The sequence below is a fragment of the Rhodococcus sp. NPDC059968 genome (genome assembly GCF_042738615.1).
In the GTDB taxonomy this organism is placed as follows: domain Bacteria; phylum Actinomycetota; class Actinomycetes; order Mycobacteriales; family Mycobacteriaceae; genus Rhodococcus_F.
Genome location: NZ_JBHWUE010000005.1, coordinates 210,720 through 231,077, shown reverse-complemented (window position 1 = coordinate 231,077; position 20,358 = coordinate 210,720). Strand labels below are relative to the sequence as shown.

21 protein-coding genes are annotated in these 20,358 nt (G+C 66.1%); 18 read left to right on the top strand and 3 right to left on the bottom strand.

The window, feature by feature from the left end; all coding sequences use genetic code 11:
- The first annotated feature begins 22 nt into the window (after nt 1–22).
- The 7 genes from ACFWAY_RS07895 to ACFWAY_RS07865 all read left to right on the top strand — a co-directional run bounded on the left by ACFWAY_RS07895 (nt 23) and on the right by ACFWAY_RS07865 (nt 7,990).
- Nucleotides 23–1,138: an NDMA-dependent alcohol dehydrogenase gene (locus ACFWAY_RS07895; RefSeq protein WP_378510368.1), complete on the top strand. Its 1,116-nt coding sequence runs from the start codon at nt 23–25 to the stop codon at nt 1,136–1,138.
- A gap of 66 nt (nt 1,139–1,204) precedes the next feature.
- The gene (locus ACFWAY_RS07890) at nt 1,205–1,525 is read left to right on the top strand and encodes a multidrug efflux SMR transporter (RefSeq protein WP_005250819.1); all 321 of its coding nucleotides are present in this window, start codon (nt 1,205–1,207) and stop codon (nt 1,523–1,525) included.
- A gap of 52 nt (nt 1,526–1,577) precedes the next feature.
- A complete protein-coding gene (locus ACFWAY_RS07885) occupies nt 1,578–2,147 on the top strand; it encodes a TetR/AcrR family transcriptional regulator (protein WP_378453871.1) in 570 nt (189 codons plus the stop codon).
- 172 nt (nt 2,148–2,319) lie between these two features.
- Nucleotides 2,320–4,278 carry a primary-amine oxidase gene (locus tag ACFWAY_RS07880; protein WP_378453808.1) on the top strand — a complete coding sequence of 653 codons (1,959 nt, stop codon included), beginning with the start codon at nt 2,320–2,322 and terminating at the stop codon, nt 4,276–4,278.
- Nucleotides 4,271–5,710, top strand: coding sequence for an APC family permease (locus ACFWAY_RS07875; protein ID WP_378510367.1), 1,440 nt, complete (start codon nt 4,271–4,273; stop codon nt 5,708–5,710). Before ACFWAY_RS07880 ends, ACFWAY_RS07875 begins: the two co-directional genes overlap by 8 nt.
- 8 nt (nt 5,711–5,718) lie before the next feature.
- Nucleotides 5,719–6,246, top strand: a complete 528-nt coding sequence (locus ACFWAY_RS07870) for a DUF5134 domain-containing protein (protein WP_378510366.1) — start codon at nt 5,719–5,721, stop codon at nt 6,244–6,246.
- A 34-nt stretch (nt 6,247–6,280) separates the two neighbouring features.
- The gene (locus ACFWAY_RS07865) at nt 6,281–7,990 is read left to right on the top strand and encodes an amidohydrolase (RefSeq protein ID WP_378453805.1); all 1,710 of its coding nucleotides are present in this window, start codon (nt 6,281–6,283) and stop codon (nt 7,988–7,990) included.
- Between the two features lie 83 nt (nt 7,991–8,073).
- Here the strand turns inward: ACFWAY_RS07865 and ACFWAY_RS07860 are convergent, their stop codons facing one another.
- Both ACFWAY_RS07860 and ACFWAY_RS07855 read right to left on the bottom strand, forming a co-directional pair.
- Entirely contained in the window at nt 8,074–8,343 is a 270-nt protein-coding gene (locus ACFWAY_RS07860) for a hypothetical protein (RefSeq protein WP_378453804.1), read from the bottom strand.
- A 98-nt stretch (nt 8,344–8,441) separates the two neighbouring features.
- Nucleotides 8,442–9,947 (bottom strand): ATP-binding protein, encoded by a 1,506-nt coding sequence (locus tag ACFWAY_RS07855; protein ID WP_378510365.1) that lies wholly within the window; start codon nt 9,945–9,947, stop codon nt 8,442–8,444.
- Between the two features lie 197 nt (nt 9,948–10,144).
- On the opposite strand from ACFWAY_RS07855, the gene ACFWAY_RS07850 reads away from it, so the two are divergent.
- From ACFWAY_RS07850 to ACFWAY_RS07820, 7 genes are read left to right on the top strand one after another with little or no spacing between them, the layout of a single operon-like run.
- Nucleotides 10,145–11,305, top strand: a complete 1,161-nt coding sequence (locus ACFWAY_RS07850; RefSeq protein ID WP_378510364.1) for an acyl-CoA dehydrogenase family protein — start codon at nt 10,145–10,147, stop codon at nt 11,303–11,305.
- A gap of 27 nt (nt 11,306–11,332) precedes the next feature.
- Nucleotides 11,333–11,710, top strand: a complete 378-nt coding sequence (locus tag ACFWAY_RS07845; protein WP_378510363.1) for a hypothetical protein — start codon at nt 11,333–11,335, stop codon at nt 11,708–11,710.
- A gap of 5 nt (nt 11,711–11,715) precedes the next feature.
- On the top strand, nt 11,716–12,216 hold the full coding sequence (locus ACFWAY_RS07840) for a nuclear transport factor 2 family protein (RefSeq protein ID WP_378510362.1): 501 nt from the start codon (nt 11,716–11,718) through the stop codon (nt 12,214–12,216).
- Nucleotides 12,216–13,490 (top strand): Rieske 2Fe-2S domain-containing protein, encoded by a 1,275-nt coding sequence (locus ACFWAY_RS07835; protein ID WP_378510361.1) that lies wholly within the window; start codon nt 12,216–12,218, stop codon nt 13,488–13,490. The genes ACFWAY_RS07840 and ACFWAY_RS07835 overlap by 1 nt, the downstream gene beginning before the upstream one ends.
- On the top strand, nt 13,480–13,983 hold the full coding sequence (locus tag ACFWAY_RS07830; protein WP_378453798.1) for an aromatic-ring-hydroxylating dioxygenase subunit beta: 504 nt from the start codon (nt 13,480–13,482) through the stop codon (nt 13,981–13,983). The genes ACFWAY_RS07835 and ACFWAY_RS07830 overlap by 11 nt, the downstream gene beginning before the upstream one ends.
- A gap of 41 nt (nt 13,984–14,024) precedes the next feature.
- Entirely contained in the window at nt 14,025–14,765 is a 741-nt protein-coding gene (locus ACFWAY_RS07825; protein ID WP_378510360.1) for an SDR family NAD(P)-dependent oxidoreductase, read from the top strand.
- 47 nt (nt 14,766–14,812) lie between these two features.
- A complete protein-coding gene (locus ACFWAY_RS07820; RefSeq protein ID WP_378510359.1) occupies nt 14,813–15,772 on the top strand; it encodes a PDR/VanB family oxidoreductase in 960 nt (319 codons plus the stop codon).
- Between the two features lie 16 nt (nt 15,773–15,788).
- Here ACFWAY_RS07820 and ACFWAY_RS07815 read toward each other — a convergent pair whose 3' ends face one another.
- A complete protein-coding gene (locus ACFWAY_RS07815) occupies nt 15,789–16,409 on the bottom strand; it encodes a response regulator transcription factor (RefSeq protein WP_378453795.1) in 621 nt (206 codons plus the stop codon).
- 224 nt (nt 16,410–16,633) lie between these two features.
- Between ACFWAY_RS07815 and hpaC the strand changes: the two genes are divergently transcribed.
- From hpaC to ACFWAY_RS07795, 4 genes are read left to right on the top strand one after another with little or no spacing between them, the layout of a single operon-like run.
- The gene (gene hpaC / locus ACFWAY_RS07810; protein ID WP_378510358.1) at nt 16,634–17,227 is read left to right on the top strand and encodes a 4-hydroxyphenylacetate 3-monooxygenase, reductase component; all 594 of its coding nucleotides are present in this window, start codon (nt 16,634–16,636) and stop codon (nt 17,225–17,227) included.
- Nucleotides 17,228–17,229: 2 nt separating this feature from the next.
- Entirely contained in the window at nt 17,230–17,523 is a 294-nt protein-coding gene (locus tag ACFWAY_RS07805; RefSeq protein ID WP_378510357.1) for a DUF485 domain-containing protein, read from the top strand.
- A 6-nt stretch (nt 17,524–17,529) separates the two neighbouring features.
- The gene (locus ACFWAY_RS07800) at nt 17,530–19,080 is read left to right on the top strand and encodes a cation acetate symporter (protein ID WP_378510356.1); all 1,551 of its coding nucleotides are present in this window, start codon (nt 17,530–17,532) and stop codon (nt 19,078–19,080) included.
- The gene (locus ACFWAY_RS07795; protein ID WP_378510355.1) at nt 19,077–20,354 is read left to right on the top strand and encodes an amidase; all 1,278 of its coding nucleotides are present in this window, start codon (nt 19,077–19,079) and stop codon (nt 20,352–20,354) included. The genes ACFWAY_RS07800 and ACFWAY_RS07795 overlap by 4 nt, the downstream gene beginning before the upstream one ends.
- Nucleotides 20,355–20,358: the final 4 nt, after the last annotated feature.

Here is a 20,358-nt window from a genome sequence, read left to right as displayed (position 1 = left end):
TCGTCGGACAGGAGCAGGACTTATGAAGACCCAGGCAGCAGTGCTGTGGGAGCCCGGTCAGCCGTGGCAGATCGAAGAACTGGAACTCGACCCGCCGACGCACGGTGAAGTGCTTCTGCAGTTGGCGGCGTCGGGGATGTGCCACTCGGACGAGCATGTCCGGGACGGCAGCCTGCCGCTCGAGTACTACCCGTTCATCGGTGGCCACGAGGGCGCCGGAGTCGTGCTCGAGGTCGGGCCCGGTGTCACCAGCGTCGAGAAGGGCGATCACGTCGCTCTCGGATTCATCCCCGCGTGCGGCCGGTGCCGGCAGTGCGCGACCGGCCAGTCCAGCATCTGCGACCTGGGAGCCCACCTGCTCGAGGGCTGGCAGATCTCGGACGGCACGGCGCGGCATCACGTTCGCGGCAAGGACGCCGCCATCCAGTGCCTGATCGGGACGTTCTCGCCGTACACGGTGGTCAACGAGGCGTCGTGTGTCAAGATCACGAAGGACATCCCCCTCGACAAGGCGGCGCTGGTCGGCTGCGGCGTCACCACCGGCTGGGGGTCGTCGGTGTACGCGGCCGGCGTCCAGGCCGGTGAGACCGTCGTCGTGATCGGCATGGGCGGCGTCGGGTGCGGGGCGGTCCAGGGCGCAGCGCTCGCCGGGGCCCGGCACGTCGTGGTCGTCGACCCGTCGGAATTCAAGCGGGAGCAGGCCAAGATCTTCGGCGCGACCCACACCGCGGCGAGCATCGACGAGGCGCTCCCCCTCCTCCAGGATCTGACGTGGGGCCAGCTCGCCGACAAGGTGCTCATCACCGTCGCGAATGCGAGTGGCCGCATCATCGCCCCGGCGATGAGCCTGGTGGCCAAGGGCGGCACCTGCGTCCACGTGTCGGTCGGCGACGTCACGCAGAACGACGTCGATCTGAACCTGTTCGATCTGACGGCGATGCGCAAGACCCTCAAGGGGGCGTGGTTCGGCAACGCGAACATTCGGTTCGACATCCCTCATCTGCTGCGCCTGTACATGGAGGGTCAGCTGAAGCTCGACGAGATGATCACGAGGACATACACACTCGATCAGATAAACGACGGCTACGAGGCGATACGGAAGGCCGAGAACGTCCGCGGCGTCATCATGTACTCGTAGATCGGCACTGTCGGGAGCGGTGGGGCGCTGCACGTCTCTCCGCTCCCGACATGGTTCCCTGTCCCCATGCCGTACGTGTTCCTGATTGCCGCGATCGCCGCCGAGGTCTTCGGAACGAGCCTGCTGAAGTCCACCGAAGGCTTTACCAAGCTCTGGCCGACCGTCGGGTGCCTCACCGGCTACATTCTCGCGTTCGTGTTCCTGTCGCAGGCGGTCAAGACGGTGCCGGTCGGCATCGCCTACGCCATGTGGTCGGGGCTCGGGACCGCGGCGATCGTCGCGATCGGTGCCGCGTTCCTCGGCGAGCCTTTGACCGCGACCAAGGTATTCGGCCTGGGTCTCGTCGTCTCGGGAGTGGTCGTTCTCAATCTCGGCGGAGCTCATTGATACCGTGGTCGCATGATCGCTGGTGGGGCAGGTACGCGTCGTGCCTAAGCTCGTGGATCACGACGAGCGTCGGCGCAGCATCACCGCCGCCGCCTGGCGGTTGATCGCTGCCCGCGGTATCGACGCTGCCAACATGCGCGACATCGCCACCGAGGCCGGGTACACCAACGGCGCCCTGAGCCACTACTTCGCCGGCAAGGACGAGATCCTCCGTACCTCGTACGAGCACATCTCCGAGGCCACCGACCGCCGGATCGCGGAGGCGCTCGGCGACGCGACCGGTCTCGACGCACTGCGGATCCTCTGCCGCGAAGTGATGCCGATCAACGAGGAGCAACTCCTCGAGGCCCGGATCGCCGCCTCGCTGTGGCCGCGGGCCATGTACGACGAGCAGATGGCCGCGACCAACCGGCGGACCATGGACCACTGGCGTGAGCAGATGGCGATCTTCCTCGAGCAGGCCCGCGAGGAGGGCACCGTCGGCGACATCGACGTCAGCATCGTGGTCGAGCAGCTTCTCAACATGATGATGGGCATGCAGATTCTGGGTGTCCTCACGCCGGGCGAAACGTCGTCGGAGCGTCAGCTGGAGATGCTCGAGCAGTTCGTCGCCGCACTCTGAGCCGTCGGCCGGTCCACCAAAATCGTTGTCCCGGAATCCGATAGAGCACCGTTTTTGACCGAATGGTCAGTATGTTCGGGCGCGAAACTCACTGTTTACACGAGGGCACCTCGGCTGTAACGTACGTCACTAAGCTTTTTATTCAACACCCGTAGAACCAAAGGATCGCGACATGCCCACCCTTTCCCCTGCGCGTATCGACCACCCGCTGTCGCTGCCGACCGTCGAAGAAATCGCCTCCCTCCGCGAAATCCTCGAGGTCGCCGACGCGCTGACCGAGCAGACGAGATTCGTCTACGTCGGCCTCGAGGAACCGGACAAGTCGACGCTGTACACGGCGGAGGCCCCCGAGACCGATCGCCGATTCCGCGTTCTGCTGCACGACATCTCGTCGCCGAACGCGGTGGATGTCGTGGTGTCCGTGACCCAGCGGTCGGTGATCAGCTCGGTGACCCTCGACGCCGCCCGTGACGGTCAGATGCCCGTCCTCGACGAGGAGTTCGAACTCGTCGAGGAGGTGCTGGCCGCTGACGAACGCTGGCTCGCCGCGCTCGCCGCCCGCGGACTCGACGTCGCCGACGTCCGGGTCGCTCCCCTCTCGGCCGGCGTCTTCGACTACCCCGGCGAGACCGGCAAGCGGATCCTCCGGGGGCTCGCATTCCGCCAGGACCACCCGACGGACCATGCCTGGGCCCACCCGATCGACGGGCTCGTCGGATTCGTCGACGTGATGAACCGGACCGTCACCGACGTTCTCGACCTCGGCGCCGTCCCGATCCCCGAGGAGTCGGGCAACTTCGACGACCTCGCCGTCACCGGCCCGCTGCGCACCACCCAGAAGCCCATCGAGATCACCCAGCCCGAGGGACCCAGCTTCGTCGTCGACGGCAACCGCGTCGACTGGGAGAAGTGGTCGTTCCGCGTCGGCTTCGACGCCCGCGAGGGTCTCGTCCTCCACCAGCTAGGATTCGCCGACGGCGACCGGGTCCGCCCGATCATCCACCGCGCGTCCATCGCCGAGATGGTGGTGCCCTACGGCGACCCCTCGCCGGTCCGGTCGTGGCAGAACTACTTCGACACCGGCGAGTACATGGTCGGCCGCTACGCGAACGCCCTCGAACTCGGCTGCGACTGCGTCGGCGACATCACCTACTTCGACGCCGTCATCGCCGACGAGTTCGGCACCCCCAAGACGCTGAAGAACGCCGTGTGCATGCACGAGGAGGACTTCGGCGTGCTGTGGAAGCACACCGACCTGTGGGCCGGCTCCGCCGAGACCCGCCGCCAGCGCCGTCTCGTCATCTCCTTCTTCACCACGATCGGCAACTACGACTACGGATTCTTCTGGTACCTCTACCTCGACGGCACCATCGAATTCGAGGTCAAGGCCACCGGCATCGTCTTCACGTCGGGTCACCCGGGCGGCGACTACCCGTACGCCTCGGAGATCGCCCCCGGCCTCGGCGCCCCCTACCACCAGCACCTGTTCAGCGCCCGCCTCGACATGATGATCGACGGCGACCGCAACTCCGTCGAGGAGGTACAGACCAAGCGGGTGAAGATGGGCCCCGGGAACCTGCACGGGAACGCGTTCACCCTCGAGCGCACGCCGCTGACGAAGGAATCCGAGGCGCAGCGCCTCGCGGACAACAGCGTCGGACGCGTATGGCACATCAGCAACCCGAACAAGCTGAACCGTCTGGGCAAGCCGGTGGCGTACGCACTCCACCCGGAAGGCCAGCCGATCCTGCTCGCCGACGACGACTCCTCGATCGCGGCGCGGGCGACGTTCGCCACCAAGCACCTGTGGGTCACCCGATTCGACGAGAAGGAACGGTACGCGGCAGGGGATTTCGTGAACCAGCACGCGGGTGGCGCCGGACTGCCCAGTTTCGTGGCCGGCGACCGTGATCTGGAGAACGAGGACGTCGTCGTCTGGCACACGTTCGGCCTCACCCACTTCCCGCGACCGGAGGACTGGCCGATCATGCCCGTCGACTACACCGGATTCACGTTGAAGCCCAACGGCTTCTTCGACCGCAACCCCGCTCTCGACGTTCCCCGCACAGCGTCGAAGCACTGCGCGACCGGAGGCGGCAACTGCCACTCGGACGGGGGATCAGATGTCTGACACCACCACGGGTTCGGGAGCCGGCAAGCTACGCGGATCCATCGGCGTCGTCGGGATCGTCTTCCTCGTCATCGCCGCGGCGGCGCCCCTCACTGCGATCGGTGGCGCTCTGCCCGTCATGATCGCGATCGGCAACGGCGCCGGCGCCCCGAGCGCCTATCTCATTGCCGCGCTGGTCCTGCTCGTCTTCAGCGTCGGATACGCGGCCATGAGCAGCCACATGGTCGACACCGGCGCCTTCTACGCCTACGTCGCCAAGGGGTTGGGCGAATCCTGCGGGCTCGGGGCGGCCGGACTCGCGTTGCTGACCTACACCGCCATCCAGGCCGCCGTGTACGGCCTGGCCGCCGCGACGATTCAGGGACTCGTGGTCCAGTACGGCGGACCCGACCTGCCGTGGTGGATGTGGGCGCTGGTGCTCATCGCTCTCGTGGCCGTGCTCGGATATCGCAGCATCGACCTCGGCGCCAAGGTCCTCGGGGTTCTCCTCGTGCTCGAGATCGGCATCATCCTGGCGCTGTCGTTCGGCGTGCTGGTGCGGGGCGGGGACGCGGGTATCGACTTCGCGTCGTTCACCCCGACGTCGTTCTTCAGCGGATCGCCCGGTGTCGCACTGATGTTCGCGATCGCATCGTTCATCGGCTTCGAGGCGACCGCGATCTACGGCGAGGAGGCCCGCAACCCTCGTCGCACGATTCCGATTGCGACGTACGCCGCCGTGATCGTCATCGGCCTGGTGTATGCGCTGGCGAGCTGGGCCGTGGTACTCGCGTTCGGCAGCGACAACGTCTCCGCGGCGGCCGCCGCCGACCCGGCCGGGCTGACGTTCGCCGCCGCCGCGCACTTCCTGGGTGGCCCCGCGGCCGACGTCATGGCGATCATGCTCGTCACGAGCCTGTTCGCCGCGCTGCTGGCCTTCCACAACGCCATCTCCCGGTACGTGTTCGCCCTGGCCCGCAAAGGCGCGGCGCCGCGCGCACTGTCCCGCACCCACGCCAAGCACGGTTCCCCGCATATCGGCTCGGTCGCCCAGACGATCTCCGCGACGGTGGTCGTAGGGGTGTTCGCCCTCGTCGGCGCGGACCCGGTGCTGGAACTGTTCACCTGGATGGCGGGTCTGGCCACCGTGAGCATCCTGGTGCTGATGGTGCTCACCAGCGTCGCGATCATCGCGTTCTTCGCCCGCACCCGGCTGGATACGCGGCTCTGGCACACCCGCATCGCTCCGGTGCTCGGATGCGTGGGTCTGGTGGCCGTCACCGGGTTGGTGCTCGACAACTTCACCACGCTGATCGGCGGGTCGGAACTGCTCGCGGACATCCTGCTGGCCGTGATCACCCTGTTCTTCGTCGCCGGACTGGTCGTCGCCCGGGTCACCCGGCAGAGCCGGGCGGACGTCGGGCAGCGTCGCGAACTCACCCCCACGATCTGAGTCCGACGATGTTCGAGATCCCTGCCGTGCACGCGGCGATGCTCGTCGGGGCGGTCGGGGCCGTCGTACCGATGTGGCGGGCACACGGAACGGACTGCAGGGTGCGGATCGCGCACGGTGCGATGGCGGTGTCCATGGTCGCGATGATGATTCCCGGGGCGCCGGCGGGGATTCACCTGCTGGCGGGTGCCGTCCTCATCGCCCTCGCCGTGTTCGTCACCGGTGAGACCATGCACCGCCGGACCGCCGTTCCCTGCGCGGTGGACCTCACCGCCATGGGGGTGCTGTTACTCCTGGCCCCGACGTCCGCTCCCGCCCCGGTGGCGTCGGCGTCGGGGCCGGCACCCTCCGGCCACCACCACGGTGGCGCAGGAATCTCCACAGGCTGGCTTCCACTCCTCGTGCTCGTGTGCTGGGCACTGTTGACACTGAACCTCTTTCGCTCCACCCCGCGCCGCGAACGCCGAGCCGGCGTCAAGACCGCGGCGGCGGGATCCGCACTGATGATCCTCGGCATGGCCCCCATGGCCGTCTGAGAGCCTTCCCACCGACAGCAACCTGGAGGAACCGATGAGTTACGCCGATGCCGTCTACATCCACGGCAAGGTCTTCACCGTCGACGACAACTTCACGATCACCACCGCCCTCGCCGTGCGCGACGGACTCGTCCACGCGGTGGGCAGCGCTGCGGAGATCGAAACCCTGATCGGACCGGACACCGTCGTCACGGACCTCGGCGGGAAGACGGTCCTCCCGGGAATCAACGATTCGCATCTGCACGCCATCGCCTACGGTCTCGACACGCCGCCGCTGTCGCTGGACGTGTCGTTTCCTGCCGTCCGGTCGATCGCGGACGTCCGTGAACTCGTGCGTGAGGCCGCCGCAGCCGCCGAGGACGGCGAGTGGATCATCGGAACCGGCTGGGACGACGGCTATCTCGACGAGTGTCTCGCCGAGACCGGACGGACGCCGACCCGCTGGGACCTCGACGAGGTGTCCCCGAACAATCCCGTGTTCCTGCAGGACTTCTCGCGGCACACCTCCTGGGTGAACAGCGCGGCGCTCGCGCTCGCCGGGGTGGATGAGACCACCCCGTTGCCACCGGGCAGTCTCATGCCGGTCGGCGAGGACGGCCTGCTGACCGGCATCGTCATGGAGGGGGCGCAGGCCCTCGTGCAGAAAGTTCTTCCCGCCCTCACCCGCGAGCGGCGCGAGGAGGCGCTCCGCTCGGCGATCTCGATCCTGCAGAGCGAGGGGATCACCAGCTTCACCGACCCCGCGATCGGACCCGGCGGCGAGGCTCTCGCCGGTGGCGCGATGGGCGCCGAGGGTCTCGCGGTGTATGCCGACCTCGCCCGCCGCGGAGAACTGGGCGCCCGCGTCAACCTTCTCCTCCTGCCCACCGGAATGTCCGGATCGGCCGAGGACTTCGGACAGAACCTCGCCGAAATCGAGGTTCCGGAAACGGTGGACCCGAGAATGTTCCGGGTCCTCGGGGTGAAGGTGTTCGCCGACGGCATCCCACCGAGCAAGACCGCGTGGATGCACGAGGAGTACGTCGGCGGCGGCTGCGGTTCCCTCTGCGTCGGCGGCGACACCGACGAACGACAGGTGTACGAGGTGACCGAGATGGTCCGCATCGGCCACGAGGCCGGCTACCAGATCGGTGTGCACGTCACCGGTGACCGCGCCATCGACACCGTCGCCGACGCGATCATCGCCGCGCAGAATGCGCACCCCCGCGAGGGTACCCGGCACTACCTGATCCACGGCGACTTCATCGGCGAAGCCACCCTGAAGCGCCTGGCCGAGAACGGAATCGGCGTCAACATGAACCCGACGATCAAGTGGACGATCGCCGACCTGGAGGTCGGGGTGGTCGGGACCGAACGAGCCGCCTACGAATGGCCGTATCGCAGCGCCGTCGAATCCGGGGTGCACCTGATGAGCAGTTCCGATGCACCGGTCACACCGCCCGATTGGCGCCAGGGCATCTCGACGATGATCCTGCGCGAGAGCAAGGCCAGCGGCGCGGTGAGTGGGCCCGACCAGTGCATAGGGCTCGCCGACGCGGTCCGCACGTACACGATCAACGCGGCCTGGCAGGACTTCGCCGAGGGCTGGAAGGGGTCACTCGAGGTCGGCAAGGTGGCCGACCTGTGCATCCTCGACGGCGACCTCGAGACCGCCGACCCGCACGACATTCCGGGAATGCAGGTCGTCTCCACAGTGCTGGGTGGGAAGGTCGTGTTCCAGCGCGTCGCCGAAAGCGTCGCGTAACCCCGGTTCCGATACGTCAGAACTGCCGGTTCGCCGCTCGGTCGGCGAACCGGCAGTTTCTGCGTCTCACCCGATCTGCCGGTTCACTGAGCCCATGCCGCCTCCGCGATCCAGTACTCGCTTCCGTCGGCGCTGATTCCGCGTTGCCATTCGGTGGTCCGTCTCAGGTTCGGCTCCACCCGCGCGGTGGCCGCGTCGGCGCCGTCCGGTCCGTCCTCCCGCACGTGCCAGTGGACCCAGTTCACTTCGTTGCCGTCCTCGTCGTGCACGAAGAGATCGACGTGATGCCAGCCGTAGCGGTGGGTGTCGGCATAACAGGTCAGGAATGTCCGGTGATGATGCGAATAGTCCACGAGGTCCCTCCGGGGCGCGGTGGTGTTTCCCACCACGCTAGAACCGGATCGCGCCCAACGGAATCCAAGAAACCTTTACCTGAGTGGGGGTCGGTCGCTCAGTGGTTCGGATCGGCGGGCAAAGTGAACGTGAAGACGGCCCCGTGCGGATCGTTCTCGCGCGCGGTGAGTGTCCCGCCCTGACGGGTGATGATGCGGTGGCTCAGGGCGAGCCCGATTCCGTGGCCCGTGAACTTCGAGGTGAACGCGCCGTCGAAGATTCGGCCGTCCGGGATGTGCGAGAGACCCTTGCCGTGGTCCTCGACGCTCACGACGCCCTCCGTCTCGGTGACGTCGGTGCGTACCGTCACGATGCGGTCGGCTGCCGGCCATTCCGCCATCTCGTCGATGGCGTTGAAACACAGGTTCAGGATGACCTGCCCGGTGAGCACGCGTTCGCACACGACGGCAACCGTGTCGTGCGCACGGTGGTATTCGACGTGAACTCCTCTCTGCCGCGCCCGGATGTCGATGAAGTACGCGCATTCGTCCACGATGTCGTTGAGATCGACGATCTGCTGGGACTCCTCGAGTTGCGTCACGTATTCACGCAGACTCCGGACGATCTGATTGGCCCGGTCGATCTGCTTGCGCGCCTCCCCCAGTCCCCAGCTCACCTCGTCGTGACCGCTCCGGCCGTCGTCGAGGCGGCTCTGCGTTCCGGCGATGAAATTGGTGGCGGCCGCGAGCGGCTGGGCAAGCTCGTGAGCGATGGCCATGGCCATGTCGCCCATCGCGTTGTAGCGGGCCAGGTAGTTGAGATACTGCGAGTCTCGTTCGTGCTCCTGCTCGGTGCGGACATGTTCGGTGACGTCGTGGAAGAGCAGCAGGTGGCCACTCAGATCGTTCTCGATACCGATGTGCTGGCAGCTCCCCGCATGCCACCGGCGCTCCTCGGGGGTCAGTTCCACCTCGTAGCGCAGGCTCTGGGAACCACCGCCGGCGGTCGTCAGTTCCAGGGCGCGGCGCACGCTCTCCCGCGACTGCCCCGCCCGGCAGAATTCCGTGAAGCGCTCGCCGACAAGCGATGTCACTGGAACTTTCAGGAGCTGCGACGCCGCCTCGCTCGCATACGTGATACGGCTGTCGTCGTCCAGGACGAGGATTCCTTCGGCCATGTTCCGCAGGAAGGCGGCCAGGCGGGCCTCGGTGCGGGTGAGATCGGCCTCGGTGCGGGTGAGGTCGCGACGCATCGACGTTTCCTGCTCGATGTCGCGGAACTGCACCATCACCACGGTCCGGGCGCTCAACTCGACCCGGATCGCGATCGCCTCCGTCAGGACTTCTCTCCCGCTCTTCGCGCGATACGTCCATTCGATGACCGCCGCCCCGTTGTCGACGGCCTCCTGCAGCCACCGCCGTCCCACCGAACGGCGGTACCGCTTGGCCGGGGAACTCATGTCGGGTGCCTTGAGCGGTTTGAGTTCTTCTACCGTGAACTCGAGGAGTTCGGACGCAGCCCTGTTCGCCCACAGGATGTCCTTGGTGGCCGCATCGTGGACCAGGACGCAGTAGCGAAGGGACTCGACGAGTCGTTCGTAGTCGGACGGCGCGAGTTCGGACAATGCGGCCTCCTTCGGTCACCTCGAGTCTACTGAGCGGACGGACCGGGGACTCGATAGGGAAATCCTTTACTCCGGGGCGACATCTCTGCACGTCCGCGGGAGGAAGCACCGATTGAGTGATGCCCACCACCGCAATAGCGTGAATTCGACACGAAACACGCCACACCCCTTCTACTTCGCGTCGATCGGAGTACTTGATGACCAACGCACCGACCCTCGAAACGACGGATTCCGCCGCGAACGGGACGCTGTCGTTCGAGGACGTCCTCGAGCACGTCGCATTGCGGCGGGAAGAGTTCGCACGCCAGAAGTTCGTGCCTCGCGACATGATCGACGAGTTCAAGCAGATCGGCATCTACCGCGCGGCGACACCCCGCCGGTTCGGCGGCGACGCGCTGCCACCGAGCGAGTTTCTGCGGATGATCGAACGAATCTCTGCGGTGGATGCGTCGGCGGGCTGGGTTGCCAGCTTCGGCTCCGCCCTCGTCTACCTGGCGGCTCTGCCACTCGCGACGCAGGCGGAGTTGTACAAGGACAGCCCCGACCTCGTCTTCGCCGGTGGGCTGTTCCCGGTCCAACCCGTCGAACAGGTGCCCGGAGGTCTGAAGATCCACGGGCAGTGGAAATTCGCGAGCGGATGCAAGGGCGCCGACATTCTCGGCGTCGGGATTCGCGGCGGCGACTCCACAGCGGGGAAGCCTCGCACCGCCCTGCTGTGGCCGAAGGACGTCGAGATCGTCGAGAACTGGGACGTGGTCGGTCTGTCGGGTACCGGAAGCCACGAACTGAAGGTCGACGGTGTCGTCGTACCCGAGGATTGGACGTTCATCCGGGGCGGAACCCCCACCGTCGACGAACCCCTCTACCGCTATCCCTCCATCGCCTATGCCGCCCAGGTCCTGGCCGTCGTCAATCTCGGAGTGGGGCGCGCCGCGCTCGACTACGCGATCAAGGTCGGTGCGGGACGCACAGGGATCACCGGAGCTCCCAAGCTCGCCGATCGCGCCTACTATCGCATCGACCTGGCCAAGGCGGAGGCGACGCTGAGGTCCGCCCGCGCCTTCTTCTACGAGGTCACCGACGAGGCGTACGCCACAGTGGTCGCCGGCGACCCCGTCCCGGACAAGCTTGCGGCACTTCTTCGCCTGTCCTCGACGCACGTGGCAAAGGCGGGCGCCTCCGCCGTGCACACCGCATTCCAGTTGTCGGGCACCGGCGCGATCTACGACGGCAACGCGATGCAGCGGTACATGCGCGAGGCCCTGGTTCCGCCGCAGCACGCCTTCCTCGGAGACGGCATCTACGACAGCGCCGGTGCGGTGCTCATGGACATCCCGCCGTTCCCCGGATTCATCTGACCGCCCTTTCGAGTCGAGGAGACCATCGTGAGTCACACCAAGACCGCACCACTGCGAGTCCTGTTCTGCATCGGCATCAATCAGAACTTTTTCGACCTCCCGACCGGCCAAGGCGGGCTGGTGTGGAAGGCGTTCTCCGGGATGATGGACGCGGTGGCAGAGACACCCGGCGTCCGGGTGATCGGGGACATCGACGACGACAGCCACATGGTCGGACCGTCGGACGGCTGGCCGTGGACCTGCTACATCCTCGCCGACGTCGATACCCAGGAGACCGTCAAGGCCGTCTGCAACCTCTTCCGCACCACCTCGGTCGGCGAGTACACGTTGTGGCGATACGCGAAGATCGAGGCCCGCATCGGCCGTGCGCTCACCGTCCGAGACGACGTCGACCTCGGCGTGTGAGCGGAATGCACTCTGCGACCGCGGTCGAGCGCATCGAGAGCCGCGAGGCCGTTCACCGCGTGATGTGCCGCTACCTGGAACTGTGCGACGTTCCCTCCGCGGCGTTTTCGGTCGAGGAACTCGCCTCGCTGTTCACGGCCGACGCGGTGTGGGAAGGCATCGGCGCCGAGTACGCGCACAAGTTCGGGAGGCGGCGGGGCCGGCGGGAGATCGTCGGAATGCTCACCGCGTATCTTCCACCGAACTCCCATTTTCGGGGAAATGTGCACCTGCTCGGCAATGAGCAGATCGAGGTGGACGGCCCCGCGGCGCAGGGGCGGTGGATCATGCAGCAGCTGTCGCGATACGAGGACGGATCGGCCGAACTGCTCGTCGCCCGCATCACCGCCGAGTGTGAGGTCCGGGGCGGTACCGCCCGAATCAAGCACTTCACGACCGAGAAGCTGTTCGTCACTCGCCTCGACGAGGCGACACGACTGCTCGAATCGAATGGAAAGAGAACGTGATGACCACTTCGCTGGATCCCACCAACTTCGCGGACCTCGCCACCGACGACCGCGTGGACGGATCGCTGTACACCGACCCCGACATGTTCGAGGCGGAGCTCGAGAGGATCTTCTACCGCACGTGGGTATGGGTTGCCCACGAGAGCGAGATCCCCGAGGCCGGAAGCTTCAAGATGGCGACCGTCGGCCGTCAACCGGTGATCGTCAACCGCGACCGCAAGGGAAACTTCAACGTCCTGCTGAATCGGTGCCGCCACCGCGGAGCCAGCGTCTGCGAGGTCCCCAAGGGCAAGGCGAACGGGTTCACCTGCCCGTATCACAGCTGGTCCTATGCCCTCGACGGTCGTCTGCGCGGAATCCCGTACCCCGACGGTTACGACGAGAACCTCGACAAGAAGGACCTCCCCCTCCAGAGCCTGCGGGTGGAGTCGTACGCCGGGATGATCTTCGCCAGCTTCAACCCCGATGTCGAACCCCTCGACGACTTCCTCGGCGACGCGAAGGTATGGATGGACCTGTTCATGAAGCAGGGCGCCGGATACCCCATCAAGACGCAGGGCGAACATTGCTTCCGCTTCCGCGGTAACTGGAAGATCCAGCTGGAGAACACCACCGACGGATACCATTTCCCGATCGTGCACCGGTCCTGGATGTCCTCCGTCGACGCCGAGACCGCCGACATGCTCTCCTTCATGACCGACGACAACGCCGTGACCCACGCTCTCGGAAACGGCCACAGCGTCGCGATCATGGTCCCGGAGCACGTCGACCTGGACAACGACGACGGCACCGAGAAGATTCAGGCCCGTTTCGACCACATCGTCGAAGAACTGTCGAAGACGATGCCCGCCGACCAGGTCCGCCGCATCGTCCGCTCCATGCACGGTGCCGGGTTCAACCTCAACATCTTCCCCAACGTCGCGATGTCGATGTCGTTCTTCCGGGTGCTGCGCCCGATCTCCGTCGACGAGACCGAGATCCGGCACATCGCCCTCGGCATGGACGGCGGACCGGAGATCGTCAACCGTGAACGCCTCCGCATTCACGAACATTTCCAGGGCCCGTTCGGGTTCGGGAGCCCCGACGATTCCGAGGCCTGGGACCGGGTTCAACGCGGGTCCCGCGGGGCACCCGGAATGCCGATCATGGTGAACCGCGGTCTCAATCGTGAAGCGCTCGACAGCGACGGACACCGCACCTCGCACGTCACCGACGAGACCGGAATGCGCGAGGCCTACGCAATGTGGAAGAAGATGATGAACGATGATTGCTGAACTGAAGGTCCTCGAGTTGTTCGACACCCAAGCGTTGCAGGCGATCGAACTCATCTGGCACGAAGCGGCTCTCCTCGACGCCAAGGACTACCAGAGCTGGGACGCCCTCTGGACCGACGACGGCCGGTACGTCATTCCCATCGACCCGGACACCGACGACTTCGACGGATCGCTGAACATGGTCAACGACGGCACTCGCATGCGGCGCATGCGTATCGAACGCCTGACCTCCGGCTACTCGATGTCCGCGCTCGCCGCAGCCCGGACGGTCCGCACCGTCTCGCGCTTCACGGTCGAGGAACGGACCGAGGACTCGATCACGGTGAGGTCCGCGCAGATCCTCGTGGGCTTCAAGCGCGACGACCAGCAGACCCTCGCCGCCGACGTCACGCACCGTATCCGCTACACCGAGAGCGGGCCGCGGTTGGACCTCAAGGTCATCCGGCTGATCAACTCGCAGGCAGCGGTCAACGCCTCCGGCTACCTGCTCTGACCAGCATTTTCCGTACGATATCGACCGAACAGGAGCTCGACGTGGATTCTGTCGCAGTAGTCACCGGCGGCGGACGCGGCCTCGGTGCCGCGATCGCACGCCAATTGCACGACCGCGGATACCGCGTCGCGGTCGCGGACATCGACAGCGGTACCGCGAAAGAGACGGCGGCGGAGCTGGATCCGAATGGCAACACGGCAATCGGCGTGGAGTTGGACGTTCGGAGAAGGAAGAGTTTCGAGGCCGTACGTGACCGGGTGATCGAGGAGTGGGGAGGGATCGACGTCCTCGTCAACAATGCCGGCCGGTCGCAGACGGGTTCGCTGATGGACATCGCGCCGCAGGAGTTCTCCGACATCGTCGAGATCAATCTCAACGGGGTCTTTCTCGGCTGCCAGGTGTTCGGAAGTTACTTCGCCGAACGGCGGTACGGCAGAATCGTCAACATCGCGTCGCTGGCGGGACAGAACGGTGGCACAGCGACCGGCGCGCACTACGCCGCGGCCAAGGGCGGCGTCGGCACACTGACCAAGGTCTTTGCACGCGAACTCGCCCCGTCGGGTGTCACGGTCAATGCGGTCTCCCCTGGGCCGCTGGATCTGCCGGTCGTGCGCGAGACGGTGCCCGCGGACAAGCTGGCCGCCATCCTCACCACGATTCCGGTGGGCACCCTGGGCTCGCCCGACTTCATTGCCGAGACCGTTGCCCTGCTCGCATCGCCAACGGCCGCGTCGGTCACGGGAGCCTGCTGGGACGTCAACGGCGGCCTGTACATGCGCTGACCCCCCGCCCGAGGGCGACGGGTCGCAGCACCGGAGGAAGAATCACCATGAGCATGTTCACTGTCACTGTCGCGGAGATAGTCGAGGAAACGCCGGACATCAAGTCGTTCCGGCTGGTTCGGATCGATGGGTCACCGTTCGACCCGTACCCGGCCGGCGCCCACATCGACATCCTCGGTCCCACTGAGATCCTCACCCAGTACTCACTGTGCAGCCCGCCGCACGAATCCGAATCGTACGTGGTCGCCGTCAAACGCGAGACCGGCCCGCGCGGTGGCTCGGCCGCGCTGCACGATCGTGTGACGATCGGCAGCGAGTTGCAGATCAGCCGGCCGCGCACACTGCTCACGCTCGCCGAGGGCGCCGATCGGCACATCCTCGTCGCGGCGGGCATCGGGCTGACACCGATGCTGAGTCTGGCGTTCGCGTTGCATGTGAGGGAACAGCAGTTCGACCTGCACTACTTCGCACGGACGCGGGCGCAGGCCGCGTTCGTCGACCTGCTGGAGAGTGCGGATTTCCGCCGGGACGTGCACCTGCACTTCGGCCTGACGAGGGACGACCAGCTCTCCGCCCTCGAGAAGATCCTGGCGGACGCGTCAGCCGCAACCCACGTCTACACCTGCGGCCCCGAAGGTTTCATGGATCGGGTGCGCGGGCTGGCGGAACCCGCGGTCGGTGAGGACGCGGTCCACTTCGAACACTTCGAGGCGGTGACGCCCGTCGCGACCGGGTCGGACACGGCGTTCGAGCTGGAACTCGACACGGGCGAGGTATTCGAAGTGCCAGCCGGAAAATCCATCGCCGACGTACTCGAAGAGAACGACATCGAGATCGACACGTCCTGCCGGGAAGGTATCTGCGGCACGTGCGTCATGGACGTGCTGGAGGGCGAACCCGACCACCGCGACAATTGCCTCACCAAGAGTGAGAGAAAGGCGGGAGACAGAATTGCCGCGTGTGTGTCGCGCGCGAAATCCGGGCGACTCGTCGTCGAACTTCCCTGAAAAGTGCTGAACTATTTCAGGTCACGGCGATTCCGGCCTGCAGAATATCCCGAACGAGAACGGCGATGCTTTCTGCTCCGGTCTTTTCCTTGATCCGTGTGCGATGCACATCGACCGTCTTCACGCTGATTCCCAGCTCCTTCGCGATATTCTTGCTTTGCAATCCGTCGAGGACGAGTGCAAGAATTTCTTTTTCTCGCACCGTCAGCGCGTCTATTCGTCCCTGCAATTCCGTTCTCGTGCGGCGCTCACCGAACCGTTGACGCGCAACCCGGAGCGCATCCTGGATCACGTCGAGCATGTGCTGCGGATCGTAGGGCTTCTCGATGAACGTCAGCGCACCCCGCTGCAGTGCCCGCACCGACATCTTGATGTCACCGTGCGCCGACACGAAGATGATCGGGATCGGGGATTCGTCGGCGACGAGTGCCTCCTGGAGTTGAAATCCCCCGACTTCCGGCATCCGGACATCCAGCACGAGGCAGGCCGGGATGTCGCGGCGGTACTCGTCCAGGAACGACTGCACCGAGAAGTAGTACTCCGAAGTGATGTTGACCGAATCGAGCAGCCACGCAAGCGATGCGCACAACTCCTCATCGTCGTCGACGATGTAAACCCGTGTTTCCTGCTGCTCCATCGAATCCTGCCTCGCACAGATGGCTTGCCTTTTCGTCCAGTGAACACCGACCGTATCGGAAGCGATAGGCAACTGAAGGAATCCCCTACCCGGGTACGCGACTTACTGCGAGAAAGTAGCGTCACCGCCAATGTTCCCACGCGGGCAATTCGTCCTATTCTTCTCGGGGGAACGCGGGCGTAACGCGAAGACACGACTTCCTGTTCCAACTCACGGAGGCTGAGATGCCCGAACTCACTACCATGCAATTGAGCTTTCGCACCGCCATGGCGAACCTGCCCGCCGCGGTCAACATCGTGACGACCGACGGCCCTGCGGGCCGCTGCGGAATGACGGTCACCGCCGTCTGCTCGGTCACCGACTCCCCGCCCACCGCCCTGGTGTGCGTGAATCAGAACAGCGCCATGCACAACGTATTCCGGAAGAACGGCCGAATCGGTATCAACGTGCTCTCCGGCGACGACGAAGAGCTGGCCATGCACTTCGCGGGCGCGACGAAAGTCGCGATGGCGGAGCGGTTCCAGTGGGACATCTGGGAAGAAGACACCGTCGACGGTGTGCCGATCCTGCGTGCCGCCCACGTGGTGCTCGCCGGCCGGATCGCCGACAGCAAGACCGTGGGGTCGCATTCGGTGATGTTCATCGAACTGGACCGCATCCAGACGCGCGAACAGGGCGACAGCCTCGTCTACTTCCAACGCAAGTTCCATCGTTTGTCGGTTCCGGTCGAGTCGCCCGACTGGCTGTTCTACGACGAATGGTCCGATCCGATCACCGTGACGCCCGCCCTCGTTCCCGCCGCAGCCGGAGGTAAATAGCCATGGTCACCTCGTCACCGCCCGAACAAGTCCCACAGAATTCCGACCTGCAGGTGCTCGCAGACACGCGTGCCGCCTTGACGTTTCGCCTCAGCGCCCTGGTCCTCGCACTGTTCCTTCCCCTGCCGATCCTCGGTGGGTTCACCTCGCTGCTGGACGGCGTCGTCTTCAGCGGTGTCACCGTTGCGTGGCTCTACGCCGTCGCGCAATTCGTCGTCGCCATCATCGTGGCCAGGTACTACATGGCGCGGGCAGCTGAACTCGACTCCCGGACCGCCTCCCGGTCGAAAGGATAACGCGCCATGAACCTCGTCTCCGCATCGCTTTTCGCTGCCCTCGTCGCCGTCACCCTGATGATCACCGCGTGGGCATCGAAGAGGAACAAGTCCGCCGCCGATCACTACGTCGCGGGCGGCAGCCTCACCGGCAGGCAGAACGGCGTCGCGATCGCCGGCGACTTCATCTCTGCCGCCTCGTTTCTCGGCGTCACCGGTGCGATCGCCCTGACCGGTTTCAACGGGTTCTACCTCGCGGTCTTCGTGCCCGTCGCGTTCGTCCTCGCGATGCTGCTGATCGCGGAGCCCCTGCGCAACCTCGGCCGCTTCACGCTGGCGGATGTCCTCGCCACCCGGTTCCCCGGCAAGGACGTGCGGTCGATGATGGCGATCAGCACGGTGGTGATCAGCGTGGTCTATCTCGTGTCGCAGCTGGTCGGTGCCGCGCTTCTGGTGTCGTTGCTGTTCGACCTCGACTACGCCGTGGCCGTGTTGATCATCGGAACACTCACCACCGCGTACACACTGGTCGGTGGAATGCTCGCCACCAGCTGGATCCAGATCATCAAGACCGGGCTCCTCATGGTCTGCGCCGTGGTGCTGTTCGTTCTCGTGCTGGTGCGGTTCGATTTCAACCCCTTCGGCCCGTTCAGCACGGCGCTCGCCGAGTTCGGGCAATCGTTCGTCGCGCCGCAGCGCACGTCCGGTGCAGCGTCGTTCGATCAGTTGTCGCAGACCGTCGGGCTCGTCCTCGGCGTGCTCGGCCTGCCGCACGTCATGATCCGATTCCTCACCGTTCCGGACGCGAAGCAGGCGAGAACGTCCGCCTACACCGCGATTTGGATCCTCGTCGCCTTCTACCTTCTGGTTCCCGTGCTCGGCTACGGCGCCGCCAAGCTGGTCGGTGTCGAGGTGATCAAGTCCGAGAATCGGGGCGGCAACCTCGCGGTCGCACAGCTCGCCGAGACGGTCGGCGGCGGGGTCCTACTGGCGTTCGTCGCGGCCGTGGCGTTCGTGACCATTCTGGCCGCACTGTCCGGCCTGGTGATCGCCACCTCCGGTGCGATCGCGCACGACCTGTACGGGCAGGTGATCAGGAACGGATCGGTGTCGGCAAAGGCTCAGCACCGCGCGGCCCGGGTCGCGACGGTGGTGACCTGCGTCATCGGTGTCGCCATCGCCTTCGCGGCGCAGAAGCAGAACGTCGCGTTCCTCGCGTCACTGGGGATGTCCATCGCGGCGTGCGCGAACCTGCCTGCACTGCTGCTGACCATGTATTGGAAGCGGATGACGGCGCGTGCCGTCATCTCCGGCATCGTGGTCGGGCTCGTCCTGTCGATCACCGTCATCCTGCTCAGCCCGGTCGTGCAGGGACCGGACTCCATCCTCGGATTCTCGAACCCGGCACTCGCCGTGGCACCCCTCTCGCTGGCGGTTTCCGTCATCGTCGCGCTGTTGTCGGCGCCGTCCGGGGAGAGCAAGGCACGAGCAGATCGCCTCTTCTCGGTGATGCGCACCCGGGCGCTCACCGGACAGACCGAGACGACGAACGACGACACTATGGTGGCGATGCAATGAAGACGGAACTACGTTCACCGAGCCCACTCCGGGACCTCGTCGAGCAGCTGGCGACGGGCGCGACAACGCCGATCGACGTCGCGGAGGAGGCACTCGCACGGATCGCGGACCTCGATCCGGATATCCACGCCTGGGCTCACCTCGATTCAGACGCGGTGCGGTCCGCCGCCGCCCGGATCCAGGACGGCGGCCCGGGCGGCGCGCTCTGGGGCGTTCCCGTCGGCGTCAAGGATCTCATCGACGTCGCCGGTATGCCGACACGCTGCGGCAGTGAGCTGCGGAGTACGGAACCGGCGACGACGGACGCCGATTGTGTGGCGCGGTCGCGCGCACTCGGCGCGCTCCCGTTCGGTAAGACCGTGACCACCGAGTTCGGGTACTTCAAGCCCGGCTCGACCCGTAATCCCCGCGCCCTGGACCACACGCCCGGCGGGTCGTCGAGCGGGTCGGCGGCAGCGGTGGCCGCCGGCATGGTGCCGCTGGCGTTCGGCACGCAGACCGCGGGGTCGCTGACGAGGCCGGCGTCGTTCTGCGGAGTCGCAGGTTTCGTCACCGCCCACGGCGAACTCCCCACCGCGGGCATCACCGGATTGAGTCCCAGTCTCGACGCGTTGGGGCTGCTCGCACGCACCGTGCCCGATCTCCACTTCGCATGGACCGCACTGCGCGACGGCATGCGGGCGCCCGCTCTCGCGCCTTCCCCTCCGGGACGGCTTCGACTGTGGAGTGGGTTCGAGCTCGGCGACGTGTCCTCGGAGATGACGGCGGCGCTCAGGGCGGCCGCTGATTCCGCGGAGTCGGCGGGGATTCGGTGCCGCGAGGTCGATGCCGCCACGAAAGTCGTGGCGCTGACCGAACACCACCACACGGTGATGGTGTACGAGGCGGCCAGGGAACGCGCCGCAGAGGCCGCGCAGACCGACAAGATCAGCACCCCTCTCGCCGAATTGTTCGCCGCGGGGGCAGCGACCACGGAGGCGGACTATCGTGCCGCCCTCGCCGGAATCCGCGAGACCCGGGAACTGCTGCTCGCGGCGTTGGACGAGGACGAGGCCATCCTCGGGCCCGCGGCGCTCGGCGCCGCTCCACCCGGGCACGACGCGACGGGCACGCCCGTGCTCAGCCGACCGTGGCAGGCGATGGGTCTGCCGGTGGTCACGATCCCCGGGAAACGTGATAGCGCGGGCCTGCCCCTCGGACTGCAGCTGATCGGACGCCCCGGCGCGGAGCAACGCCTGTTCGAGACGGCCGCGTGGCTGGAATCCGTGCTCTGACAAC

Bases quoted from the DNA above. Each gene is read 5' to 3' on its own strand.
- ACFWAY_RS07835 (WP_378510361.1), top strand. From the start codon at position 12,216: ATGACCACTTCGCTGGATCCCACCAACTTCGCGGACCTCGCCACCGAC.
- ACFWAY_RS07875 (WP_378510367.1), top strand. From the start codon at position 4,271: ATGTCTGACACCACCACGGGTTCGGGAGCCGGCAAGCTACGCGGATCC.
- ACFWAY_RS07880 (WP_378453808.1), top strand. From the start codon at position 2,320: ATGCCCACCCTTTCCCCTGCGCGTATCGACCACCCGCTGTCGCTGCCG.
- ACFWAY_RS07840 (WP_378510362.1), top strand. From the start codon at position 11,716: ATGCACTCTGCGACCGCGGTCGAGCGCATCGAGAGCCGCGAGGCCGTT.
- ACFWAY_RS07805 (WP_378510357.1), top strand. From the start codon at position 17,230: ATGGTCACCTCGTCACCGCCCGAACAAGTCCCACAGAATTCCGACCTG.
- ACFWAY_RS07850 (WP_378510364.1), top strand. From the start codon at position 10,145: ATGACCAACGCACCGACCCTCGAAACGACGGATTCCGCCGCGAACGGG.
- ACFWAY_RS07830 (WP_378453798.1), top strand. From the start codon at position 13,480: ATGATTGCTGAACTGAAGGTCCTCGAGTTGTTCGACACCCAAGCGTTG.
- hpaC (WP_378510358.1), top strand. From the start codon at position 16,634: ATGCCCGAACTCACTACCATGCAATTGAGCTTTCGCACCGCCATGGCG.
- ACFWAY_RS07795 (WP_378510355.1), top strand. From the start codon at position 19,077: ATGAAGACGGAACTACGTTCACCGAGCCCACTCCGGGACCTCGTCGAG.
- ACFWAY_RS07800 (WP_378510356.1), top strand. From the start codon at position 17,530: ATGAACCTCGTCTCCGCATCGCTTTTCGCTGCCCTCGTCGCCGTCACC.
- ACFWAY_RS07820 (WP_378510359.1), top strand. From the start codon at position 14,813: ATGAGCATGTTCACTGTCACTGTCGCGGAGATAGTCGAGGAAACGCCG.
- ACFWAY_RS07890 (WP_005250819.1), top strand. From the start codon at position 1,205: ATGCCGTACGTGTTCCTGATTGCCGCGATCGCCGCCGAGGTCTTCGGA.
- ACFWAY_RS07870 (WP_378510366.1), top strand. From the start codon at position 5,719: ATGTTCGAGATCCCTGCCGTGCACGCGGCGATGCTCGTCGGGGCGGTC.
- ACFWAY_RS07895 (WP_378510368.1), top strand. From the start codon at position 23: ATGAAGACCCAGGCAGCAGTGCTGTGGGAGCCCGGTCAGCCGTGGCAG.
- ACFWAY_RS07865 (WP_378453805.1), top strand. From the start codon at position 6,281: ATGAGTTACGCCGATGCCGTCTACATCCACGGCAAGGTCTTCACCGTC.
- ACFWAY_RS07815 (WP_378453795.1), bottom strand. From the start codon at position 16,409: ATGGAGCAGCAGGAAACACGGGTTTACATCGTCGACGACGATGAGGAG.